Raw genomic sequence first — 18,036 nt, forward strand, 5'->3', positions numbered from 1 at the left:
CTAAAGACCGCGCCCGCCTGGCATGGCCGCCTGCTCGATGACGACCACCGGGATCTCCCTGGGCGCCTTTCGCTGATAGCCCGTGTAGTGCGGCCATATCGCGGTCATCGTCTCCCACAGGTGGGGCCGCTCGTCCGCGGTCGCCGGGCGGGCCACCGCGTCGAACACCTCGGCGCCCACCTGCACCCTAACCCGCGGCTGGGCGAGCAGGTTGTGGAACCAGAGCGGATGGTCGGCCGCGCCTCCGTTGGAGGCGACCACGAGGTAGCGGTCGCCGTCGCGGCCGTAGATGAGCGCGGTGCGGCGCGGTAGTCCTGAACGGCGGCCGGTGGTGGTGATCAGCAGGGTGGGCGCGCCGTGGAAGAGGTGGCCCCGGGTGCCACCGGACTCGACGTAGCTGTTGACGTGCCTGGCAACCCACTTGGTCGGGCTGTCAGTCGGCTCCTGGCTCATTGGGCCACCCTCTTCGTGGCTCATCGGGCCGCCCCGCCCACGCGGCGGTCGACCCAGTCGCGTGCCTGCGCGAACCAGCGGGGCGCGGTGCGGTGCGCGTTCAGCACGTGCCCGGTGCCGGGGACCACGATGGCCTCCAGCCTCGCGCGCGGGCCGTAGAAGGGGGCCTCCTGACTTCTGAGAGCGGCGGAGGAGGAGCGGGCTCCGGCCAGCAGCTTGTCGTGCTCGCCGTTGACGATCAGTACGGGCGCCTGGATGCTCTTGTTGATCGAGGGCGGGGTGTAGGAGTCGCCGGGCGGGAAGACGTCGGTGGTCTTGGCGGCCTCGTCGGCGGCGATGACTTCGGGGTCGGCGTTGGGCCGGTGGTAGAACCAGGTGGCCCGAAGGCCCGGCCGGGTGGTGAGATAGCCGTCGTCGAGCCCGCGGTCGGCGAAGCGCGGATCGTCGGCGGCCCGGTAGATCCCCGCGCCCATCTGCTCGAACGCGGCCTCGTTGGGCACACTCGACTCGCCGGTCAGGATGACGCCGTCCACCTCCGCCGGATGCGCGGCGGCCAGGGTACGGGCAAGGGTCGAGCCGAGCGAGTGGCCGACCAGAACGACCTTGGCGAAGCGAGGGCCGCCGAGGCGCCCCTCGCGCAGTTGCCGGATGAGCTGGCGGATGACGATCTGGTGGGTGTCCTGCTGGAAGCGGGCGCTGGGCGGGTACGAGCTCGCGCCGGTGCCGAGGCGGTCGATGGCCAGCGTGGCGTACCCGGCGGCGGTCATGGTCTCGACGAACGAGGGCCGCCGCCGGTCCCCGCGCATCTGCCAGTAGGCCTGACCATAGAAGCCGCCGGGGATGAGCAGCTGAACGCTGGCGGCACGGCCGCGTGGCAGGCAGAGGGTGCCGGCCACGCGCTGGTCGGCGGCGCCACCGGCGGTCATCGCCACCTTGGCGCTGACGGTCCTGCAGGTGGTGGCGGCGTTCGCCGCCGCCGGGATCGTGGTCGTGGGAATCGAGATCAACGCCAGTAATGCTGCTGCTGCCGCGATGCGCATGGAACTCCTTCATCGGTAACCAAATTTGGGTAACCAAATTTGGGTATCGAACTATGACTCATCGGCCTCCCCACCGTCAACTCGAATCCCGGTCGCTCAGGCCGGTTCGTCGCCCCGTTCCAACCTGCCGATCAGGCCACGGGTCCACGCCGCGTCGTTCGCCGCCTGCGCCGCGCGCAGGCCGAACAGCTCCCTCAGGTGCCTTGGCCGCTCTTGCTCGTCCATCGCGGCCACGATCCGCGCCTGCTCGACCTCCAGCGCTCGCAACCGCTCCTTGAGCAGCTCCAGCGCCTCCTTCTCAGGCAGGGCGGGCAGCAGCGCGAGGGCTGCGCCGAGCAGTTCCGGACGTCGGTCCGGCACGCTCAGGGCACTTCTCAGCAGCCCGAAGAACTCGGCCTCGCCCTTGTCATTGATGGCGTAGTCGATGCGGCCCGGCCACTCGTGCACTTCGGTGGCGTCCAGCAGGCCGTCCTTGGCCAGCTGGCGGAGAGCGTGGTAGATCGACCCCGACCTGAGCCCTGCCCACTGTGCGACCTCCCACGAATCCAGCTCGGATCCGACCAGGTAGCCGTGTGCCTGACCGTGTAGCCGTACCACGCCGAGGACCAGCAGTCGCGTCGCCGACATCGTCTCCCTCACTCGCCGTGGGCACGTCGTACCCACCGATCACGCGCCCGCCCCAGGCTAGCCCTCCGTGGAGCGGAGCCGGGACGGTGCTCCTTCAGGCCACTGATCCAGCGCCAGCGGTTCGGCGGGCGCCGGTGCGGGCCCTGCCATCCCTGCGAGGGTTGCGCCCGTTCGCCAAGCCGGGTGACGACCCTGGCCAGGGGAGGGAGGACGACGCGCTGAAGTACGGCGACCGACACCGACGGCGCGGCTCGGGGCAAGGGCGCCGCCCCGAGGTACGCGGCGGCATGGTGCCTGGTCTCAGACCGGACTGGAAGCCGACACAAGGCAGACCCGTACGACCACAGTCTGACCTGAAAGTATGGCCCGTGCTCCGACGACGCGGCGCACGCGGCTGCAGCATCGTTGGCCCATGACTTTCCCGACTCCGTCAATCGCCGTTTCGAGTCCTGTCCTACCCGGACGCTGGGTGGGCGGCGCCTCCCTCATCGTTGGCCCCCTGCTACTGCTCGCTGGGATCCTGCTTCGCCTGCGCTACGACTTCTTCTTCCCCGCGCAACTGAGCGCTTACGAGCACGATCCGGACCTCATGACGACCTCCTACAGCCTTGTCGCCGCCGGGTGGGTGCTGCTCTGGCCGGGAGTCGTGCTTCTCGCTGTCAGGATCGGCGAAGGTTTCCGGGAGCTGGCTGTATGGGGCGGCACCTTAACGGTCCTCGGCCTGTTCGCCCGGGCGTTTCATGCCGGTGTCGATCATCTGGACTTCCAGCTGGTGACCGTTCAGGGGGCCGCATCGGCGACGCGAACGGTGAGCGAGACCTACGGCGCGTTCCACGTCTTCAGCGCACTCAACGCCGCCATCATGGGCGGCTGGATTCTGCTGGCCATCGGCGCGTACCGCTCGGGGGTTTTCGGACCGCTACGGGCTTTGGCCCTCGGCTTGGCATCGGCGATGCCGCTGGGGGTGCTGAAGGGGACGACTCCTTGGTCGGTCGCCGCCGCCGCGGGACTGTGCGTCGCGCTCGTCCCTCTGGGCGTGGCCACATTGCGCACCGGTCCGGTCCCGCGAACGACCACGGTGGCCGGCAGGCTCCTCCTGGTAGGCGTCGTGGGCATCGCCATGTTCCTCTTCGGACAGGCCGGATGATGGGGCGGCTTCGGGCAGGCCCGATGAATGGGCATCTGGGGCAGGCCGTATGAGCGGGGACCTTCGGGGAGGGCGGATGAGTGGGCATCGATATCGTCGTGCGATGCACATAGCCCAGTGGCGCCTGCGGGCACGCGAGCACCTGCGGACACGCGTTCACCTGGGGACACGTGCGCACCTGCTGGCACTCGACGCCTGCGTGGCGGCCGTCGTGGTGGCCGTGCACGTGTCACTGGCCAGCCAAGACGACTCGGACGGCTTGCCGCAGTTCTCCGGTCCGTGGTGGCTGGGCTGGCTGGTGGCCGTCTGTGTGGGAGCGCCGGTGGCTGTGCGGCGCCTGTGGCCTCTGCCTGCCCTGGCCGTGGTTCTGGGCGCTTCGGCAGCGGCGACATTCCTCGATATCACCCGCGATCCCTACGTTTCCACGGCCCTGGCCGCCTACGTGGTGGCGCTCGCCGAGCCGGTACGCCGGGCTTCGGCGGCGCTGGTCCTGACCCTGGTGGTCTCGGCAGCCGCGGTCATCACAGGTGAGGCGGTCATGACACCATCCGGTCCGTGGTCGGAAGCCGCCGGCACCGCGGCGCTCGTCTGGCTGGTCATCGGCGCGGCGTGGGCCGCCGGCCGTGTCGTGCGCCAACGGAGAGCCCGAGCCGCCCGACAGGAGCGGCGCCTGGCCGAAGAGGCGCTGAGCGAGGAGCGCTTACGCATCGCCAGGGAGCTGCACGACATCGTCTCGCACAGCCTCAGCGTGATCGTGGTCAAGGCGGCGGTCGCCAACCATGTGGCCGAGGAACGTCCCCAAGAGACGCGCGACGCCGTTCAGACGATCGAGCAGACCGGCCGGGAGGCACTCGCTGAGATGCGGCGTGCCCTGGGGGTGCTGCGCGGCGAAACCGCCGGTCAACACGCGGGCGAGCCCAGCTCGGCGAAGATGGCTCCCCTTCCCGGACTGGATGACCTGCCGGCCCTCATCCAACGCGCCGAACAGGCGGGAGTCCGTACCAAACTCCGCACCCAGTTGGCCGTCCACCTCCCCGCAGGGCCGGCGCTGGCCATCTACCGGATCGTGCAGGAGGCCCTGACGAACGTGGTCAAGCACGCCGGCACCGGAACCCACTGCCTGGTGACGATCACTGTCGACTCGCGAGGAGACGCGCATATCGAGGTGGTCGACGACGGAGCCGGCAACGCGGTGGTGTCCGATGGGGCGGAGCTCAAGGGCGGGCACGGACTCGTGGGGATGCGCGAACGCGTGATGATGTACGGGGGGACGTTGGCCGTCGGCCCGCGACCCGGCGGCGGCTTCGCCGTGTCAGCTCGTCTCCCGCCCGAACCCGAGCACAACACGGCCACGAGCCGGAAAGAGGGAGCCGCGTGACCGAACCGATCCGGGTAGAACCGGTCCGGGGGGAGGGGAGTGTGTCCGAGCCGGTCCGGGTGGAGGGGGCCGTGTCCGAACCGGTCCGGGTACTCGTCGCTGATGACCAGTCGCTGCTCCGAGGCAGCTTCCGGGTCCTTATCGACACCGCCCCTGGGCTGACCGCGGTGGGCGAGGCGAGCAACGGTGCCGAAGCCGTAGAGAGCGCACGACGACTCTGCCCGGATGTGGTGCTGATGGATATCAGGATGCCCGGAATGGATGGCATCGAGGCGACCCGGAACATTGCCAGATCTCCCGAGACAGCCGGGACACGCGTTCTCATCCTTACCACCTTCGACCTCGACGAGTACGTATATGGTGCGCTGCGGGCCGGGGCGGCCGGGTTCCTCCTCAAAGACACCTCTCCCGATGTCCTGCTGGCAGGCATCCGCACGGTCGCCGCCGGTGAGGCCCTTCTCGCACCGTCGGTGACCCGACGCCTGATCGCCGAGTTCGCTCGTCTTCCCCATGGACACCAGGCGCCGGGCACCTCGCTGGACGATCTCACGGAGCGCGAGCGTGAGATTCTGGTGCTCGTGGCACGTGGGCTCTCCAACGCCGACATCTCCGAATACCTGCACCGCAGCACCGGCACCGTCAAGACGTACATCGGCCGGCTGCTGAGCAAGCTGGGGGCGCGGGACCGCGCGCAGTTGGTGATCAGCGCTTACGAGTCAGGGCTGGTGAGCGCCGCTCATCCATCGACCGATTCCTGAACTCGATCGCACGCGTGAAGTTCGCATCCTCGCCTGTTCGGTGTTTGGATGTTCGCCCGTACGCGCGTGATGTTCGCATCCTCGCCTGTTCGCCCGTACGCGCGTGATGTTCGCATCCTCGCCTGTTCGCGCGTTTGCCCACGTGAGGTTCGACGTTCGCACGCGCGATGTTCTGTTGAACGTACGCCTGTTCGCACCCGTGAAGTTGGCCCGTTGCTCCGTTGCTGCGTTGGCCCATTCGCCTCTTCGCGCGTTTGTCCGTTGGCCGGTTCGCCTCTTCGCGCGCGACGTTTGCCGATCGCGACGGGTTAGCTGCGCAGCCGCCGCAGACCCGGTCTCTCGGCCTCCTCCGGAAGCTGACGTAGGCAGCCGGCGCGCCGAAGACACCCGTATGGGCAGCGCCTCTTAGGTGTAGGTCGTTGCGATGCCTCCGCCTCTGGTGTCGCCACGATCTCTGCCGCAGCACGTCAGCGGGTAGCCGCGCTCAGTAGCCCATCCAGCACCCGGGCCCCGCAGCCCGCAGCACCAGCAGCGGCAGCGGCAGCCGGTCCGGTGCTGCGGTTGGCCACCGTCGACCATTGGTCGGCACGCATCGTTTCGGCTTAAATCAAGCAGTTGACTTAATCTGACGATGAGAGTTTACTGACAATGCAGGGGAGCCGGTTCGGGAGGAGTCCTGGTGAGGCGCGATGACATACCGATGTGCCGGTGAGCATGGCCGGGCGGGCTGAGCGGGCCAACGCGATCCGTGCGCACATTCTGGTGGCGGCCGAGCGGCTCTTCGCCGAGCACGGTGTGTACGTGGTGGCCAACCGTCAGATCAGCGAAGCCGCCGGTCAGAGCAACAACGCCACCGTCACGTACCACTTCGGCACGAAGGCCGATCTGGTGCGCGCCATCGCGCGCAAGCACGGCAAGCAGATCGAACGTGTCCGCGAGCGGATGCTTGAGCGGCCCCCCGGCTCCGACGACGTGCGTGACTGGGTGGCCTGCCTGGTGCGTCCGGTCACCGAGCATCTGGCCGCCAAGGGCAACCCCACCTGGTTCGCCCGCTTCGGCGCCCAAGTGATGACCGACCCGGCCCTGCACGAGGTCATGATCGACGGGGCGCTCACCTCTTCCTCGCTCGTACGGATCCCGGACGGCCTCAACCGTTGCCTTCCCGACCTGCCGCTGCCGGTACGAGCCGAGCGCAAGCACATGACCAGCACCTTGAGGGGTGCCGGTATTTCCGGGGAAATTTCCAACGGATAAGGCTGACCAGCGCTTATGAGATGAGTCTCGACGGGGGTTGATCACTGCGGCTAGGGTGCGGTTCGCCTGCCGGTCTTGATCCCCTGGGGTGTGAGGTGTCGACACGGATGTTCTCGGCAGAGCAGCTAGAGCGGTTACGGTCGTTTCCCGATATCGGCCGGGACGACTTGATCAGGTTCTTCACGCTCACGTCGGCTGATCTGGCGTTGCTGGCGCCGGTGCGTGGGCGTGGGCCGACCGACCGTCTGGGGCTTGCCGTACAGCTTGCGACGTTGCCCTGGCTTGGGTTCGTGCCCGATGAGGTGGCCACGGCGCCGCCGGTGGCGGTGGCCCGACTGGCTGAGCAGCTCGCGTTGGACCCCGGCGTCCTGGAGGGGTACGGCAGGCGGGAGCAGACCCGCACCGATCATCTGCGGTGGTGGCCGAATATCTGGGCTGGAAGAGCGCGCCACCGGACAGCCCCGAGACGAAGGAGCTGGCGCAGTTTCTGCAGGATCGGGCGATGGAGCACGACTCTCCGACCCTGCTGTTCAGCCTGGCGTGTGAGTACCTGATCGCTGCCAAGACGATCCGGCCGGGTGTGCTCCGCCTGCTGGCCGGACCTGCTGCGGATGTCCGGGTCGCTGAAGTACGGGCAGGCCACCGCTTCCCTGGTGGTGGGCAAATGGTCGGCCGCCTCACGGCAGAACCTCCTGGCGACCGCGCTGAAGGAGTGGGGCACGCTGCGGCGTACCATCCACGCGGCCACTTACCTGTCCGACCCCGTCTACCGCCGGAAGATCGCCCGGCAGCTGAACAAGGGCGAGTCCCTGCACGCGCTCCGCCGTGACCTGCACTACGCCCATCAGGGCACCGTGGTCAAGCCGCACCTGGCCGACCAGACCGATCAGGCCTGGTGTCTGACCGTGCTGACCAACGCCGTGATCACTTGGACCACGGAGTACTACGCGCTCGCCGTGGACCAGCTCCGCGCGCAGGGCCGGGACGTGCCCGACGACCTGCTCGCCCACATCTCCCCGGCCCACAGCGAGAACGTCAACTTCTTCGGTGTTATCTCCGTCGATATCGAAGCCGAACTCGCCGAACTCGACCAGCAAGGCTGGCGTCCCTTGCGCTCGACCACAGACGGGCTCTGGCCGACTGCCCCCGGTTGCGCTTTCGGCCGCCCCGTAGGCGGCAGACCAAGTACGAGAGAAAGGGGCGGTCAAAGCCTCTACCAGGGCGATCACATGGCTGCCCGCTCCAGCACGATCACCTGCCAGCCGATCCGATGCAGGGCCGCCGCGGCGGCCAGCCCGCCGATGCCCGCCCCCACCACGATGGCCCGTCCGGCCCGTCCGGTCATGTCGTCTCCTCCTCGGCGTTGCGCAACGGCGGCGCGTCATCAAACACCTTGGCCATCTACGCGAAGGTGGCGTGCGCCTGCCGAACCCGCTCATCTTCTGGCCCGGGCCAGGCTCAGGCCGTCACGCGTGGTGTCCAGGAACGAGGCGATCGAGGCGATCTGGCGACGCACCACGACCTCCCACGCGTCCTCGGTCATCCGGTAATAGACGGTCCGCTCACCGGGCCCAACACGCGAGCCGAACCCGCGGCCACACCATGTGCGGCAGACATGTCGTTGATGTGTGAACGAGAGCTAGTATTTCGCTTAGGAAAATACATAGGGTGTGCGAGCAGAACCCCGCTCCGGCTCGGTCGGTCTGAGCGTTCGAAGGAGAAGCGCACGTGACCAGCACATCCCCCGCCAGCCCCCGGAGCAAGCCGACCGTAGCGAAACTGGCCGAGCGCCACGAATTCGCCTAGGCCGTCCAACCGATCTGAACTTCAACACCGCAGACGAAGGAGCATTATGTCCGTCGACAACCGACCACTCCAGCGACCCCCGCTCGGGCCACCGCCCCCGTTCGACCGGGAGGTCCTGCCCGCGCTGGACGGCCTCCCGCAGATCCAGGGGTGGTTGTCGGAGCTGAACCTCGACACCATTCCCGCGATGCGGGAGGGAACTCGCGCGGCCATGCCCGCACCGACCGACGAGGAACTCTCCCTCGGCGGCGCCTACACCGTCGAAGAGCGGACCGTTCCCGGCCCCGACATCACCCTCATCATCTGCCGTCCCAGAGCGTCGGCGCAGCCCGCGCCGGTCCTGTACTGGATCCACGGCGGCGGTATGATCATGGGCTCGGCCAGGGACAACCTGACCGACATCGTCACCATCGCGCAGCAGGTGGGAGCCGCAGTGGTGGCGGTGGAATATCGGCTGGCCCCCGAGACCCCCCACCCCGGCCCGGTGGAGGACTGCTACGCCGGACTGACCTGGACCGCCCAGCACGCCGACGATCTCGGCCTCGACGCCGACCGGATCATGGTCTTCGGCCAAAGCGCCGGCGGCGGGCTCGCCGCAGCGGTGACACTGCTGGCCCGTGACCGAGGCGGCCCCGCCCTCGCCGGCCAGCTACTGCTGTGCCCCATGCTCGACGACCGCGACGCCACCCCCTCCACCCACCAGCTCGCCGACGCACCGCTGTGGAACCGGACGCTCAACAACCTCGGCTGGCGGGCGCTGCTCGGGGAGAACTACGGCCGCCCAGACGTCTCCCCGTACGCCGCTCCCGCCCGCGCCCACGATCTGTCGGGACTGCCGCCTACCTTCATCGACGTGGGCTCGGCCGACCTGTTCCGCGATGAGGACGTCGACTACGCCAACCGCATCTGGCAAGCAGGCGGCGACGCCGAACTGCATGTCTGGGCCGGCGCCTTCCACGGCTCCGACGGCCTCGCCCCACACGCCGCCATCAGCCGCTCGGCCGCGACCGAGCGGCTGAACTGGCTACACCGCCAACTGGACCGCCCGTGATCGTCGCAGCGGTGTGACACCCAATACGAGGAAAGCAGCTCATGCGTTCAGCAACACCCACTCATCTCACCGTCGAACGGCTCGTGCGGCCGCACGCCGTATGGACCCGATCGCCACAGTTCGGCTGGCATCTGGGCGAGCCCGTACCCGGTGCGGGCTGCCAGTCGGCCTATGAACTGGAAGTGCGCACGGCGGAGGGCGAAGTGATCGCCGCGACTGGAAAGGTCGGCTCCGCCGAATCGCACTCGGTGGTGGTTCCGGGTCTCGCTGTCCCGTCGCGGACACGGTTCCTCTGGCGGGTCCGCATCTGGGCGGGAGAGCACGAGGCCAGCGAATGGGCCGAGTCATGGTTCGAGACCACGATCCTCGACGCGTCGGAGTGGACCACGTCCTGGATCGAGCCGGACCAGCGACCCGTAACGCCGGAAGAAGAACTCGCCTTCGACGCCCCGTACACCGTCGGCGGCAGGCAGCTGGACCTCGAAGGCCGGCTGCACCCCAGCCCGCTGGTGCGGCAGCGCTTCGAGCTCGATCACCTCCCGGAAAGGGCGCGCCTGTACATCTCGGCCCATGGCATGTACGAGGTGACCATCAACGGGCGCGGCATCACCGATGAGGTACTGGCTCCCGGATACGACGAGCACCCCGTGCGCCTGTCCTTCCAGACCTATGACGCCACGCCGTACCTGCGCCTGGGCGAGAACGTGGTGGGGGTAAGGCTCGCCGACGGCTGGTGGGCGGGACGCATCAGCTTCAGCGGCGAGAGCGCGAACTACGGCGACAAGCTCGGCGTCATCTGGCAGCTCGAAGGTGACGGACAGCACCTGGCCGCGTCCGGCGCGTCGGCTCGGTCCTCTTTCGGTGAGATCCGCTACTCCGACCTGCACATCGGCGAGATGGTCGACGCGCGGCTCGCGATCCACGGGTGGGACGAGCCCGGCTTCGACGACGCGGCCTGGTCGCCGGTCGACGTCGTCGGCTCCAGTACGGCCGGCCTGGTCCCGCACCTCGGCGAGCCCGTCCGCCGGGTTGCTGAGATTGATCGCCCGGCGATCCTCACCACGCCGTCCGGGGAGCTCATCGTGGACCTCGGGCAGAACATCGCCGGCCGGTTGAGGTTGACGGCACGGGGCGAGGCCGGCACCACCATCGTGCTGGAACACACCGAGTCCCTCGACCGCGATGGCAACTTCCACAGGAACGTCATCGGCCGCAACAAGGACCAGACCGACGTCTGGATCTTGGCGGGCACCGGCGTGGAGACCTTCGAGCCGCGATTCACCTTCCACGGCTTCCGGTTCGTCTGCATCACCGGATACCCCGGGCAGCTCACCGCCGACGACGTCGTCGGGGTGGTCACTGCCTCCGATCTCCAGCAGAGCGGTCGTTTCGTCACCGACGATGCCCGCATCAATCGCCTCCACCAGAACGTGACATGGAGCCAGCGCGGCAACTTCCTGTCCATCCCCACCGACTGCCCTTCGCGAGAGCGCGCGGGATGGACCGCGGACATCCAGATATTCGCGCGAGCCGCGACGAACAACGCTCGCGTCGACCTCTTCCTCGAACGATGGCTCGCCAACGTCCGCGCCGCACAGTCCGAGGCCGGAATCGTGCCGACGATCGTGCCCAACACTCCATCGTTCGCGAAGGCCATCGGCATGCTGACCCCCACCTCCGCGGGATGGGGGGACGCGATCACCATGCTGCCGCTCGCCCTCTACGAGCGATACGGCGATCCCCGCGTCCTGGCAGACAACTACGAGGCGATGCTGAAGTGGGTCGGCTGGGTGCGAGAGCGCGCGGAGAACGACGTCGCGGAGCGATACCAGAGCTTGCCGGAGGACGATCCGGTGAGAATGCGCCAGGCATCGCTCTGGAACACGGGATTCCACTTCGGCGACTGGCTGGTGCCCAGCACGGTCACCGACGACCCGGACTCGCTCGTCGTCGCCGCTTCCCTCACCGGTGAGTTGTTCGCCTCGGCGTTCTACTACCACTCCGTCAGCAACCTTGCCCGGGTCGCCGAGATCCTCGAAGATCGATCGACCGTGGAGCAGATGCGCGCCCTGGCGGCGCGGATGCGGGAGGCGTTCGGTGAGGAGTTCCTGCTCGGTGACGGCCGGCTCACCGTCCACATGCAGGGCGCCTATGTCATCGCCCTCGCCTTCGGACTCATTCCCGCTGAACAGCGGGACGCCGCGGCACGGAACCTCGCCGACCTGATCCACGAGGCGCACGACCACCTGGACACCGGGTTCCTCTCCACCCCGTACCTGCTCGACGTCCTGGCCGAGACGGGCCATCGAGACCTCGCCTACCGGCTGCTGTTGCAGGACACCGTCCCATCATGGCTGTACGAGGTCGCGATGGGGGCCACCACCATCTGGGAATCCTGGGGCGGCGTCGAACCGGACGGCCAGCCGCGCCAACTCTCCCTCAACCACTACGCGTTGGGCGCCGTCGACGACTGGATGTTCCGGAACATCGCTGGCCTCCGTCCTGCCGCCCCGGGATACTCCGCAATCGAGATGGCTCCCGATCTGGCAGCGCCCTTCACCGCCGTCGCCGCGACGATCGGCACCCCGTTCGGAGACGCGTCCATCGAGTGGAAGAAGGAAGGCGGCCAGGCCGACATCACGATGTCGATCCCGGCCAACACCACTGCCGTGCTGCGCATCCCCGGCCTCGAACCCAGGCCGTTGCCGCCCGGACAGCACACCGTCTCCACGCCACTGGCATGAGCCGGTATGACCCCGCCCCGCTCGGTACCGCGGGCAGGACCACTGGATATGCTGGAGCGGCCCATTGGGTTCGCGACAGGAGCCGACACATGCCCCGACCGCCGGCGACCGAGCTCGCTCACGCCGAGGCGGTCGACATCAGCCCTGTGCGCACCCCCGAGCAACTGGGGATCCTGGCCTCCCTGTCAGCCATCATCCACTGGGCCGACAGTCCTGCGGTGCGTCACAGCACCATGACGGCGGTCGGCTTCCCCGCCGACGATGTCTCGCTCTTCCTGACCGTCAACCAGCTCACCTACCGCGGCGCGATGCGTCCCACGCAACTCGCGGACGCACTGGGGACAGGCCGGCCGAACATCACCAAGATCACCCGCCGTCTGGTGGACATGGGCCTCGTCGTGCAGGCGGCCGACCCCGAAGACCGGCGAGGGGTCATCATCGCGCTGTCCCAAGCCGGCCGCGACCTCGGAGAGCACATCATCGCCCTGGCACTCGACCGCGTCGAAAAGGAGTTCCGGAGCTGGGACAGCGCCGATGTCGAGGCTCTGACGAGACTCCTCGAAAAGGCCGCGCAAGGGGCGATCGCGCAGGGATATCGCCCCAGGGCACTCGACTCCGGCGCCGGTCAGCACACGACTCCGAGCACCGGAACCACCCTCTAGAGGCGCCGTCAGAAGAGCTGCCACTCCTGAACTGGAACCGCAGCTCACTCCCGGCCGCCTCCGCCTTCTACACACTGGATTCGTTGTCAGCGCTTGAGAGCTCGGCGCTTCTTGAGCAGCGCGGTGATCTTCGCGTGGTCCGCGTCGCCCGGCTTAGGTCGATTCGCCCTGGATGAGCTGGCACTCGCCTGCGTCGGCGAAGTCGGCGTCGGTGGTCTCGTGGCGCTGGAGGAGGAGTTGGGCCAGGCGATTCCAGGATGTGGGCAGGCCGAAGCCGATGGTGGTGAGGCGGGGGCTGGTCTGGGTGGCCAGCGGGGTGTCGTCCATGCCCACCACGCCCAGTTCCTGTGGCACGGTCCGGCCGATGACCCGTGCGGCTGCCAGTGCCGCGGCGGCGGTGTCGTCGTTGTAGCAGGCCAGGCCCGTACCGATGGGTAGCGAGGCGATTGCGTCCAGGTCGGCGTCCGCGCGCAGCGTCACGGTGATCACTTGGGGCCCGTCCAGGCCGGCGGCCTGGCACGCCTCGCGCACGCCCTGCTCGCGGGCGCGCAGCAGCACGTCGTCGCGAGCTTCGGTGAGGCGGGCGTAGGCGATGCGCCGGTATCCGCGCTGCATGAGGTGCTCGGCCTGCATGCGCCCCGCGGTCCAGCTGGATCCGCCGGGCTGGGAGATCGCGTGGGCGATGTCGAGGGCGTGCACGTCGGCCGAGCGCAGGACGGCGCGCTTGGCCTCGCTCAGCTCCGACAGGGCGATGACCAGGCGGGGCCGGGCGGTGGTGAGGACCGCCGCGAAGGATCGCGGGGAGGCGGTGGCCGAGCACATGAGCAAGGACAGGCCGTGCTCGGCGAGCGTCTCGGTCATCTGGTCGGCCATCTGGCTGAACTGGCTGTTCGGTGAGATCGGCAGCACGAGCAGGACCAGGTCGCTCTGCCCGCGCGCGAGCGTTCGCCCGGCCGAATGCGGGCGGTAGCCGAGTTCGGCCACGGCGCGTTCGACGGCCTCACGGGTCGCCTGGTTGAAGCGGTCGCCGTGCCCGTTGAGGATGTAGCTCACCGTCGAGCGGGACACGCCCGCACGCTGGGCGACGTCTTTGCTGCTGACCCGCATCGGCACTCCTGTCCATCTTCGAGTGATTCGCCCCGGATAGATGCTAGACGGAACTGCTGGCCAGCCCCTACGCTTTCCGCTCACGCGCTTGTTCACACGTGTGAATCACGCGCGTGAACAGGATAGGAGAAACTCATGCCTGATGCCCTGCCTGCGCACGATCCGGCGGCGGACACCCCCCACGCAAGCGACGCCCCCACACCACCCCCCGCCGGCGACCCCCCGGCGCCCGGACGCTGGCTGTGGGTGATCTATCCGCTGGCCATGGTCGCGATGAACGCGGTGTGGGGCGGGGTGATGCAGGTCCTGCTCGGCAAGCAGATCGCCGCGATCGTGCCGGAGCAGGCGGCCTCCGCCGCGGCGCTCGGGATGGCCCTGAGCGTCTCGGCCGTCTCCAGCGTGATCTCCCAGCCCATCGCCGGGATGTTGTCGGACCGTACCCGCACCCGTTTCCTCGGCCGCCGCAACGTGTGGATCTTCGGCGCGGGCATCGTCGGCGCGCTAGGGCTGGTAGCCATGTCCCAGCTGACCTCCACCACCGCGATCGCCATCACGTGGGCGGTGATGATGTGGCCGCTGAACGCCACGCAGGCCAGCCTGACCGCGGTGCTGCCCGAGCGGGTGCCGCAGCGGCTGCGCGGCAGCATGTCCGGCGTACTGGGAGCGGCCGGCCTGGTCGGGGGATACGCCGGGGTCGCCCTGGCTGGGCTGTCGCAGGGCCTGTTCATGGGCTACCTGCTGGTCGCCGGGCTCTTCCTGCTGCTCACCCAGATCTTCGCCTTGACCACCAAAGACCGCCCGGCACCGGAGCCGCAGGCCCGCACCACACCCAAGCACAAGGACAAGGCCGGCCATGCGATGCTCAGCCTGCGCGGCGCGCCGGACTACTGGTGGGCCTTCACCGGCCGCTTCCTGATGATCTTCGGCTACTTCTCCGTCAGCAGCTTCCAGCTGTACATCCTGCGCGACCACATCGGTCTGGGCGACATCGACCGGGCGGCCACCACACTCGTGGCCATTTCGGGCCTGAGCACGCTGCTGAGCCTGGTCTTCGCCCTGGTCGGCGGCTGGATCTCGGACAAGGCCGGCCGGCTGCGGCTGTTCGTGGGCCTGTCGAGCCTCATGTTCGTGCCGGCCGGGCTGGTCTACCTGCTCGTGCCCACGCTCACCGGGGCTTGGGTGGCCACGGCCGTTTCCGGAGCGGCGTTCGGCGTGTACATGGCGGTCGACCAGGCGCTGATCACGCGGGTCCTGCCGGGCGTCGGCAACGCCGGCCGGGACCTGGGAATCATGAACATCGCCAACGCCGGCCCGCAGATCATCGCCCCCAGCATCGCCGGCGCCGTGGTCGGAGCCACGGGCGACTACCAACTGGTGTTCGTGATGCTCATCGTCTGCACCGCACTTGCCGCCCTGTCGGTGCGCTTCATCAAAGGTGTCCGCTGACGGGCACATCCCCCGCCCGCCGCTCATCGCGATGCGGGCGCGTTCTAGGAGGATCATGATTCGCGAAACGTTCAACGACGGATGGCGCGTCGCCCCGCGTACGTCCATCTTCGAGCAACTGGGCGGTGCAGGTGCCGAGGCGGTCCCGGTGACACTGCCACACGATGCGATGCTCGTCGGGGGCAGGTCGGCCGAGGGCTCGGACGGCTCACACACCGGCTACCACCGGCCCGGAGCCTGGCAGTACGACAAGGACTTCGAGGTGCCCGCGGCGTGGGCGGGCAAGCGGGTGACCTTCGAGTTCGAGGGCGTCTACCGCGACGCCATGGTGTTCATCAACGGCGCGTTCGCCGGGCAGTGGGCAGGCGGCTACTCCACCTTCCACATCGCCGCCGACCCGTTCCTGCGCTACGGACAGACCAACACCATCCGGGTAGAGGCCCAGGCGCACCAGGATTCGCGCTGGTACAGCGGCGGCGGCATGCACCGTCCGGTGCACCTGCTCATCGGCGGCCTGCTGCACATCACCCCCACCGGAGTGCGGGTGGCCACCCCGCACATCGACGACGACCTGGCCACCGCCGCGGTCGCCACCGAAGTGATCAACGAGGGCACCGGCACGCGGACCGTCGAGGTGCTGCTGGAGGTACATGACGGCACGGGAACTCTCGTGGCCACTGACCGCGCCCTCCTCACGGTGTTGGCTGGGGAGCGGGCGGTCGTCCGCCAGCGCGCCCACATCCGCGGGCCCGCGCTGTGGAGCGTCGAGGAGCCGAACCTGTACACCGCCACCGTCCGCCTGGTCGACGCCGACGGGCAGGCCGACGAGGCCCGCACCACGTTCGGGATCCGCGGCCTGTCGGTGGACCCGATCCGGGGCCTGCGCATCAACGGCACCACCGTCAAACTGCGCGGCGCGTGCGTGCACCACGACAATGGCCCGCTCGGCTCGGCCGCCATCGCCCGGGCCGAGGAGCGGCGCGTGCAACTGCTCAAGGAGGCCGGGTACAACGCGATCCGCTCCGCACACAACCCGATCAGCACCGCGATGCTGGACGCTTGCGACAGGGTCGGCATGCTCGTCATGGATGAGACGTTCGACATGTGGGCGCAAGCGAAGACCCACGACGACTACTCGCGGCGGTTCCCGCAGTGGTGGGAGCGGGACATTGACGCCATGGTGGCCAAGGACTTCAACCATCCCAGCGTGATCTTCTATTCGATCGGCAACGAAATCCTCGAAGTCGGTACCCCGCACGGCGCCCGCTGGGGACGCCTGCTCGCCGAGCGCGTCCGGGCCCAGGACCCCACGCGCCTGATCACCAACGCCCTCAACGGCATGCTGACCGTGCTGGACAAACTCCCCGAACTCATGGCGCAGGCCGGCGGCGCCGGTTTCAACGACGCGCTGGGATCTTTGCCCGACGTCACGGCGGGGCTCACCGCTCTGCCCGAAGTCGGCGAACGGCTTGCCGAGTCCGCCGCGGTGCTGGACGTCGTCGGACTCAACTACGGCGAGTCCCGTTACCTCAGCGACCGGGACGACTTCCCCAACCGGGTCGTGGTCGGTTCGGAGACCTTCCCGACGTTGATCGACCGGTACTGGAAGCTGGTCAGCGAGCACGGGCACATCATCGGCGACTTCACCTGGACCGGCTGGGACTACCTGGGCGAAAGCGGCATCGGCCGTCCCGTCTACCCCGGTGAGGGCCCGGCCTTCGGCGCGCCGTACCCGTGGCTGACCGCCTCCACCGGCGATCTGGACATCACCGGCCGGCGACGCCCGGTCTCGTACTACCGCGAGATCGTCTTCGGCCTGCGCCACACCCCGTACCTGGCCGTGCAACGCCCCGAGCACCGCGAGCACCCCTTCAAAGCCAACGCCTGGTCCTGGAGCGATTCGGTGGCCAGCTGGACCTGGGACATCCCGGCCGGCACACCTGTTTGTGTGGAAGCCTACGCCGACGCCGACGAAATCGAGTTCCGCCTCAACGGCGCCACCGCCGCCCGTGTCCCGGTCGGAAGCGACAAGGCGTTCCTCGCCACGACCGAGCTGTCCTACCAGGCCGGCACGCTGGAGGCCGTCGCCTACCGGGACGGCACCGAGACCGGCCGTTGCCGGCTCATCACCGCGGCGGCACCCTCCCACCTGCGGCTCACCCCCGACCGGGAGCAGCTGAGCACTGACCCGCAGGATCTCGCCTACCTCGACATCGCCCTGACCGACGAACACGGCACCGTCAACCCGATCAGCGACCGCGTCGTCACCGTCACCCTTGACGGTCCGGCCACTCTGCAAGCTCTGGGCACGGCACGACCGTCGACCGAAGAGTCCTTCCTGGCCACCGCCTGCACCACCTACGAAGGCCGGGCACTGGCCGTGATCCGCCCCACCGGCACCCAAGCAACAGCGACAGTCACCGTCCACGCCGATGGACTCCAGCCTGCCACCGTAACCGTCGACCTGCACCACCCCCTCAGTACGGCTCCTTCCACCGGTGAAAGCAGCAAGAGCCGAAGCTAGCGCGCGGCCGACAATTCCCTCATCGACTCCGTGATGAGC

General features: G+C 68.6%; 13 protein-coding genes and 3 pseudogenes. 11 read left to right on the forward strand and 5 right to left on the reverse strand.

The window, feature by feature from the left end; all coding sequences use genetic code 11:
* The 3 genes from AB0B64_RS06125 to AB0B64_RS06135 form a co-directional block, all read right to left on the reverse strand.
* The gene (locus tag AB0B64_RS06125; protein ID WP_358175060.1) at nt 1–453 is read right to left on the reverse strand and encodes a nitroreductase family deazaflavin-dependent oxidoreductase; all 453 of its coding nucleotides are present in this window, start codon (nt 451–453) and stop codon (nt 1–3) included.
* Nucleotides 454–473: 20 nt separating this feature from the next.
* Complete coding sequence (locus tag AB0B64_RS06130) at nt 474–1,493, reverse strand: alpha/beta fold hydrolase (RefSeq protein WP_358175062.1); 1,020 nt, start codon at nt 1,491–1,493, stop codon at nt 474–476.
* A 96-nt stretch (nt 1,494–1,589) separates the two neighbouring features.
* Nucleotides 1,590–2,120 carry a PadR family transcriptional regulator gene (locus tag AB0B64_RS06135; protein ID WP_357940706.1) on the reverse strand — a complete coding sequence of 177 codons (531 nt, stop codon included), beginning with the start codon at nt 2,118–2,120 and terminating at the stop codon, nt 1,590–1,592.
* 469 nt (nt 2,121–2,589) lie between these two features.
* Here AB0B64_RS06135 and AB0B64_RS06140 point away from each other — a divergent pair, with 469 nt between their 5' ends.
* From AB0B64_RS06140 to AB0B64_RS06165, 6 genes and pseudogenes are all read left to right on the forward strand, one after another.
* Entirely contained in the window at nt 2,590–3,267 is a 678-nt protein-coding gene (locus tag AB0B64_RS06140) for a hypothetical protein (RefSeq protein WP_357940708.1), read from the forward strand.
* A 103-nt stretch (nt 3,268–3,370) separates the two neighbouring features.
* Nucleotides 3,371–4,645, forward strand: a complete 1,275-nt coding sequence (locus tag AB0B64_RS06145; protein WP_357940710.1) for a sensor histidine kinase — start codon at nt 3,371–3,373, stop codon at nt 4,643–4,645.
* A 71-nt stretch (nt 4,646–4,716) separates the two neighbouring features.
* Nucleotides 4,717–5,403, forward strand: coding sequence for a response regulator transcription factor (locus AB0B64_RS06150; protein ID WP_357941479.1), 687 nt, complete (start codon nt 4,717–4,719; stop codon nt 5,401–5,403).
* Nucleotides 5,404–6,117: 714 nt separating this feature from the next.
* The gene (locus tag AB0B64_RS06155) at nt 6,118–6,657 is read left to right on the forward strand and encodes a helix-turn-helix domain-containing protein (RefSeq protein WP_358175955.1); all 540 of its coding nucleotides are present in this window, start codon (nt 6,118–6,120) and stop codon (nt 6,655–6,657) included.
* Nucleotides 6,658–6,764: 107 nt separating this feature from the next.
* Nucleotides 6,765–7,189: pseudogene (locus tag AB0B64_RS06160) on the forward strand (DUF4158 domain-containing protein); the annotation flags it as partial.
* Between the two features lie 46 nt (nt 7,190–7,235).
* Nucleotides 7,236–7,694: pseudogene (locus AB0B64_RS06165) on the forward strand (Tn3 family transposase); the annotation flags it as partial.
* 197 nt (nt 7,695–7,891) lie between these two features.
* On the opposite strand, the pseudogene AB0B64_RS06170 reads toward AB0B64_RS06165, so the two are convergent.
* Nucleotides 7,892–8,002 (reverse strand): annotated as a pseudogene (locus tag AB0B64_RS06170) (NAD(P)-binding protein); the annotation flags it as partial.
* A 507-nt stretch (nt 8,003–8,509) separates the two neighbouring features.
* On the opposite strand from AB0B64_RS06170, the gene AB0B64_RS06175 reads away from it, so the two are divergent.
* From AB0B64_RS06175 to AB0B64_RS06185, 3 genes are all read left to right on the forward strand, one after another.
* Nucleotides 8,510–9,514, forward strand: coding sequence for an alpha/beta hydrolase (locus AB0B64_RS06175; RefSeq protein ID WP_357940717.1), 1,005 nt, complete (start codon nt 8,510–8,512; stop codon nt 9,512–9,514).
* Nucleotides 9,515–9,555: 41 nt separating this feature from the next.
* Entirely contained in the window at nt 9,556–12,258 is a 2,703-nt protein-coding gene (locus AB0B64_RS06180) for a family 78 glycoside hydrolase catalytic domain (protein WP_358175065.1), read from the forward strand.
* 89 nt (nt 12,259–12,347) lie between these two features.
* A complete protein-coding gene (locus AB0B64_RS06185) occupies nt 12,348–12,920 on the forward strand; it encodes a MarR family transcriptional regulator (RefSeq protein ID WP_357940721.1) in 573 nt (190 codons plus the stop codon).
* Nucleotides 12,921–13,073: 153 nt separating this feature from the next.
* Here AB0B64_RS06185 and AB0B64_RS06190 read toward each other — a convergent pair whose 3' ends face one another.
* Nucleotides 13,074–14,027 carry a LacI family DNA-binding transcriptional regulator gene (locus tag AB0B64_RS06190; RefSeq protein WP_358175068.1) on the reverse strand — a complete coding sequence of 318 codons (954 nt, stop codon included), beginning with the start codon at nt 14,025–14,027 and terminating at the stop codon, nt 13,074–13,076.
* Between the two features lie 135 nt (nt 14,028–14,162).
* On the opposite strand from AB0B64_RS06190, the gene AB0B64_RS06195 reads away from it, so the two are divergent.
* Complete coding sequence (locus AB0B64_RS06195) at nt 14,163–15,473, forward strand: MFS transporter (RefSeq protein WP_358175071.1); 1,311 nt, start codon at nt 14,163–14,165, stop codon at nt 15,471–15,473.
* 55 nt (nt 15,474–15,528) lie between these two features.
* Nucleotides 15,529–17,997, forward strand: coding sequence for a glycoside hydrolase family 2 TIM barrel-domain containing protein (locus tag AB0B64_RS06200; RefSeq protein ID WP_357940727.1), 2,469 nt, complete (start codon nt 15,529–15,531; stop codon nt 17,995–17,997).
* Nucleotides 17,998–18,036: the final 39 nt, after the last annotated feature.

The sequence above is a fragment of the Nonomuraea sp. NPDC049129 genome (genome assembly GCF_040648495.1).
Lineage (GTDB): Bacteria > Actinomycetota > Actinomycetes > Streptosporangiales > Streptosporangiaceae > Nonomuraea.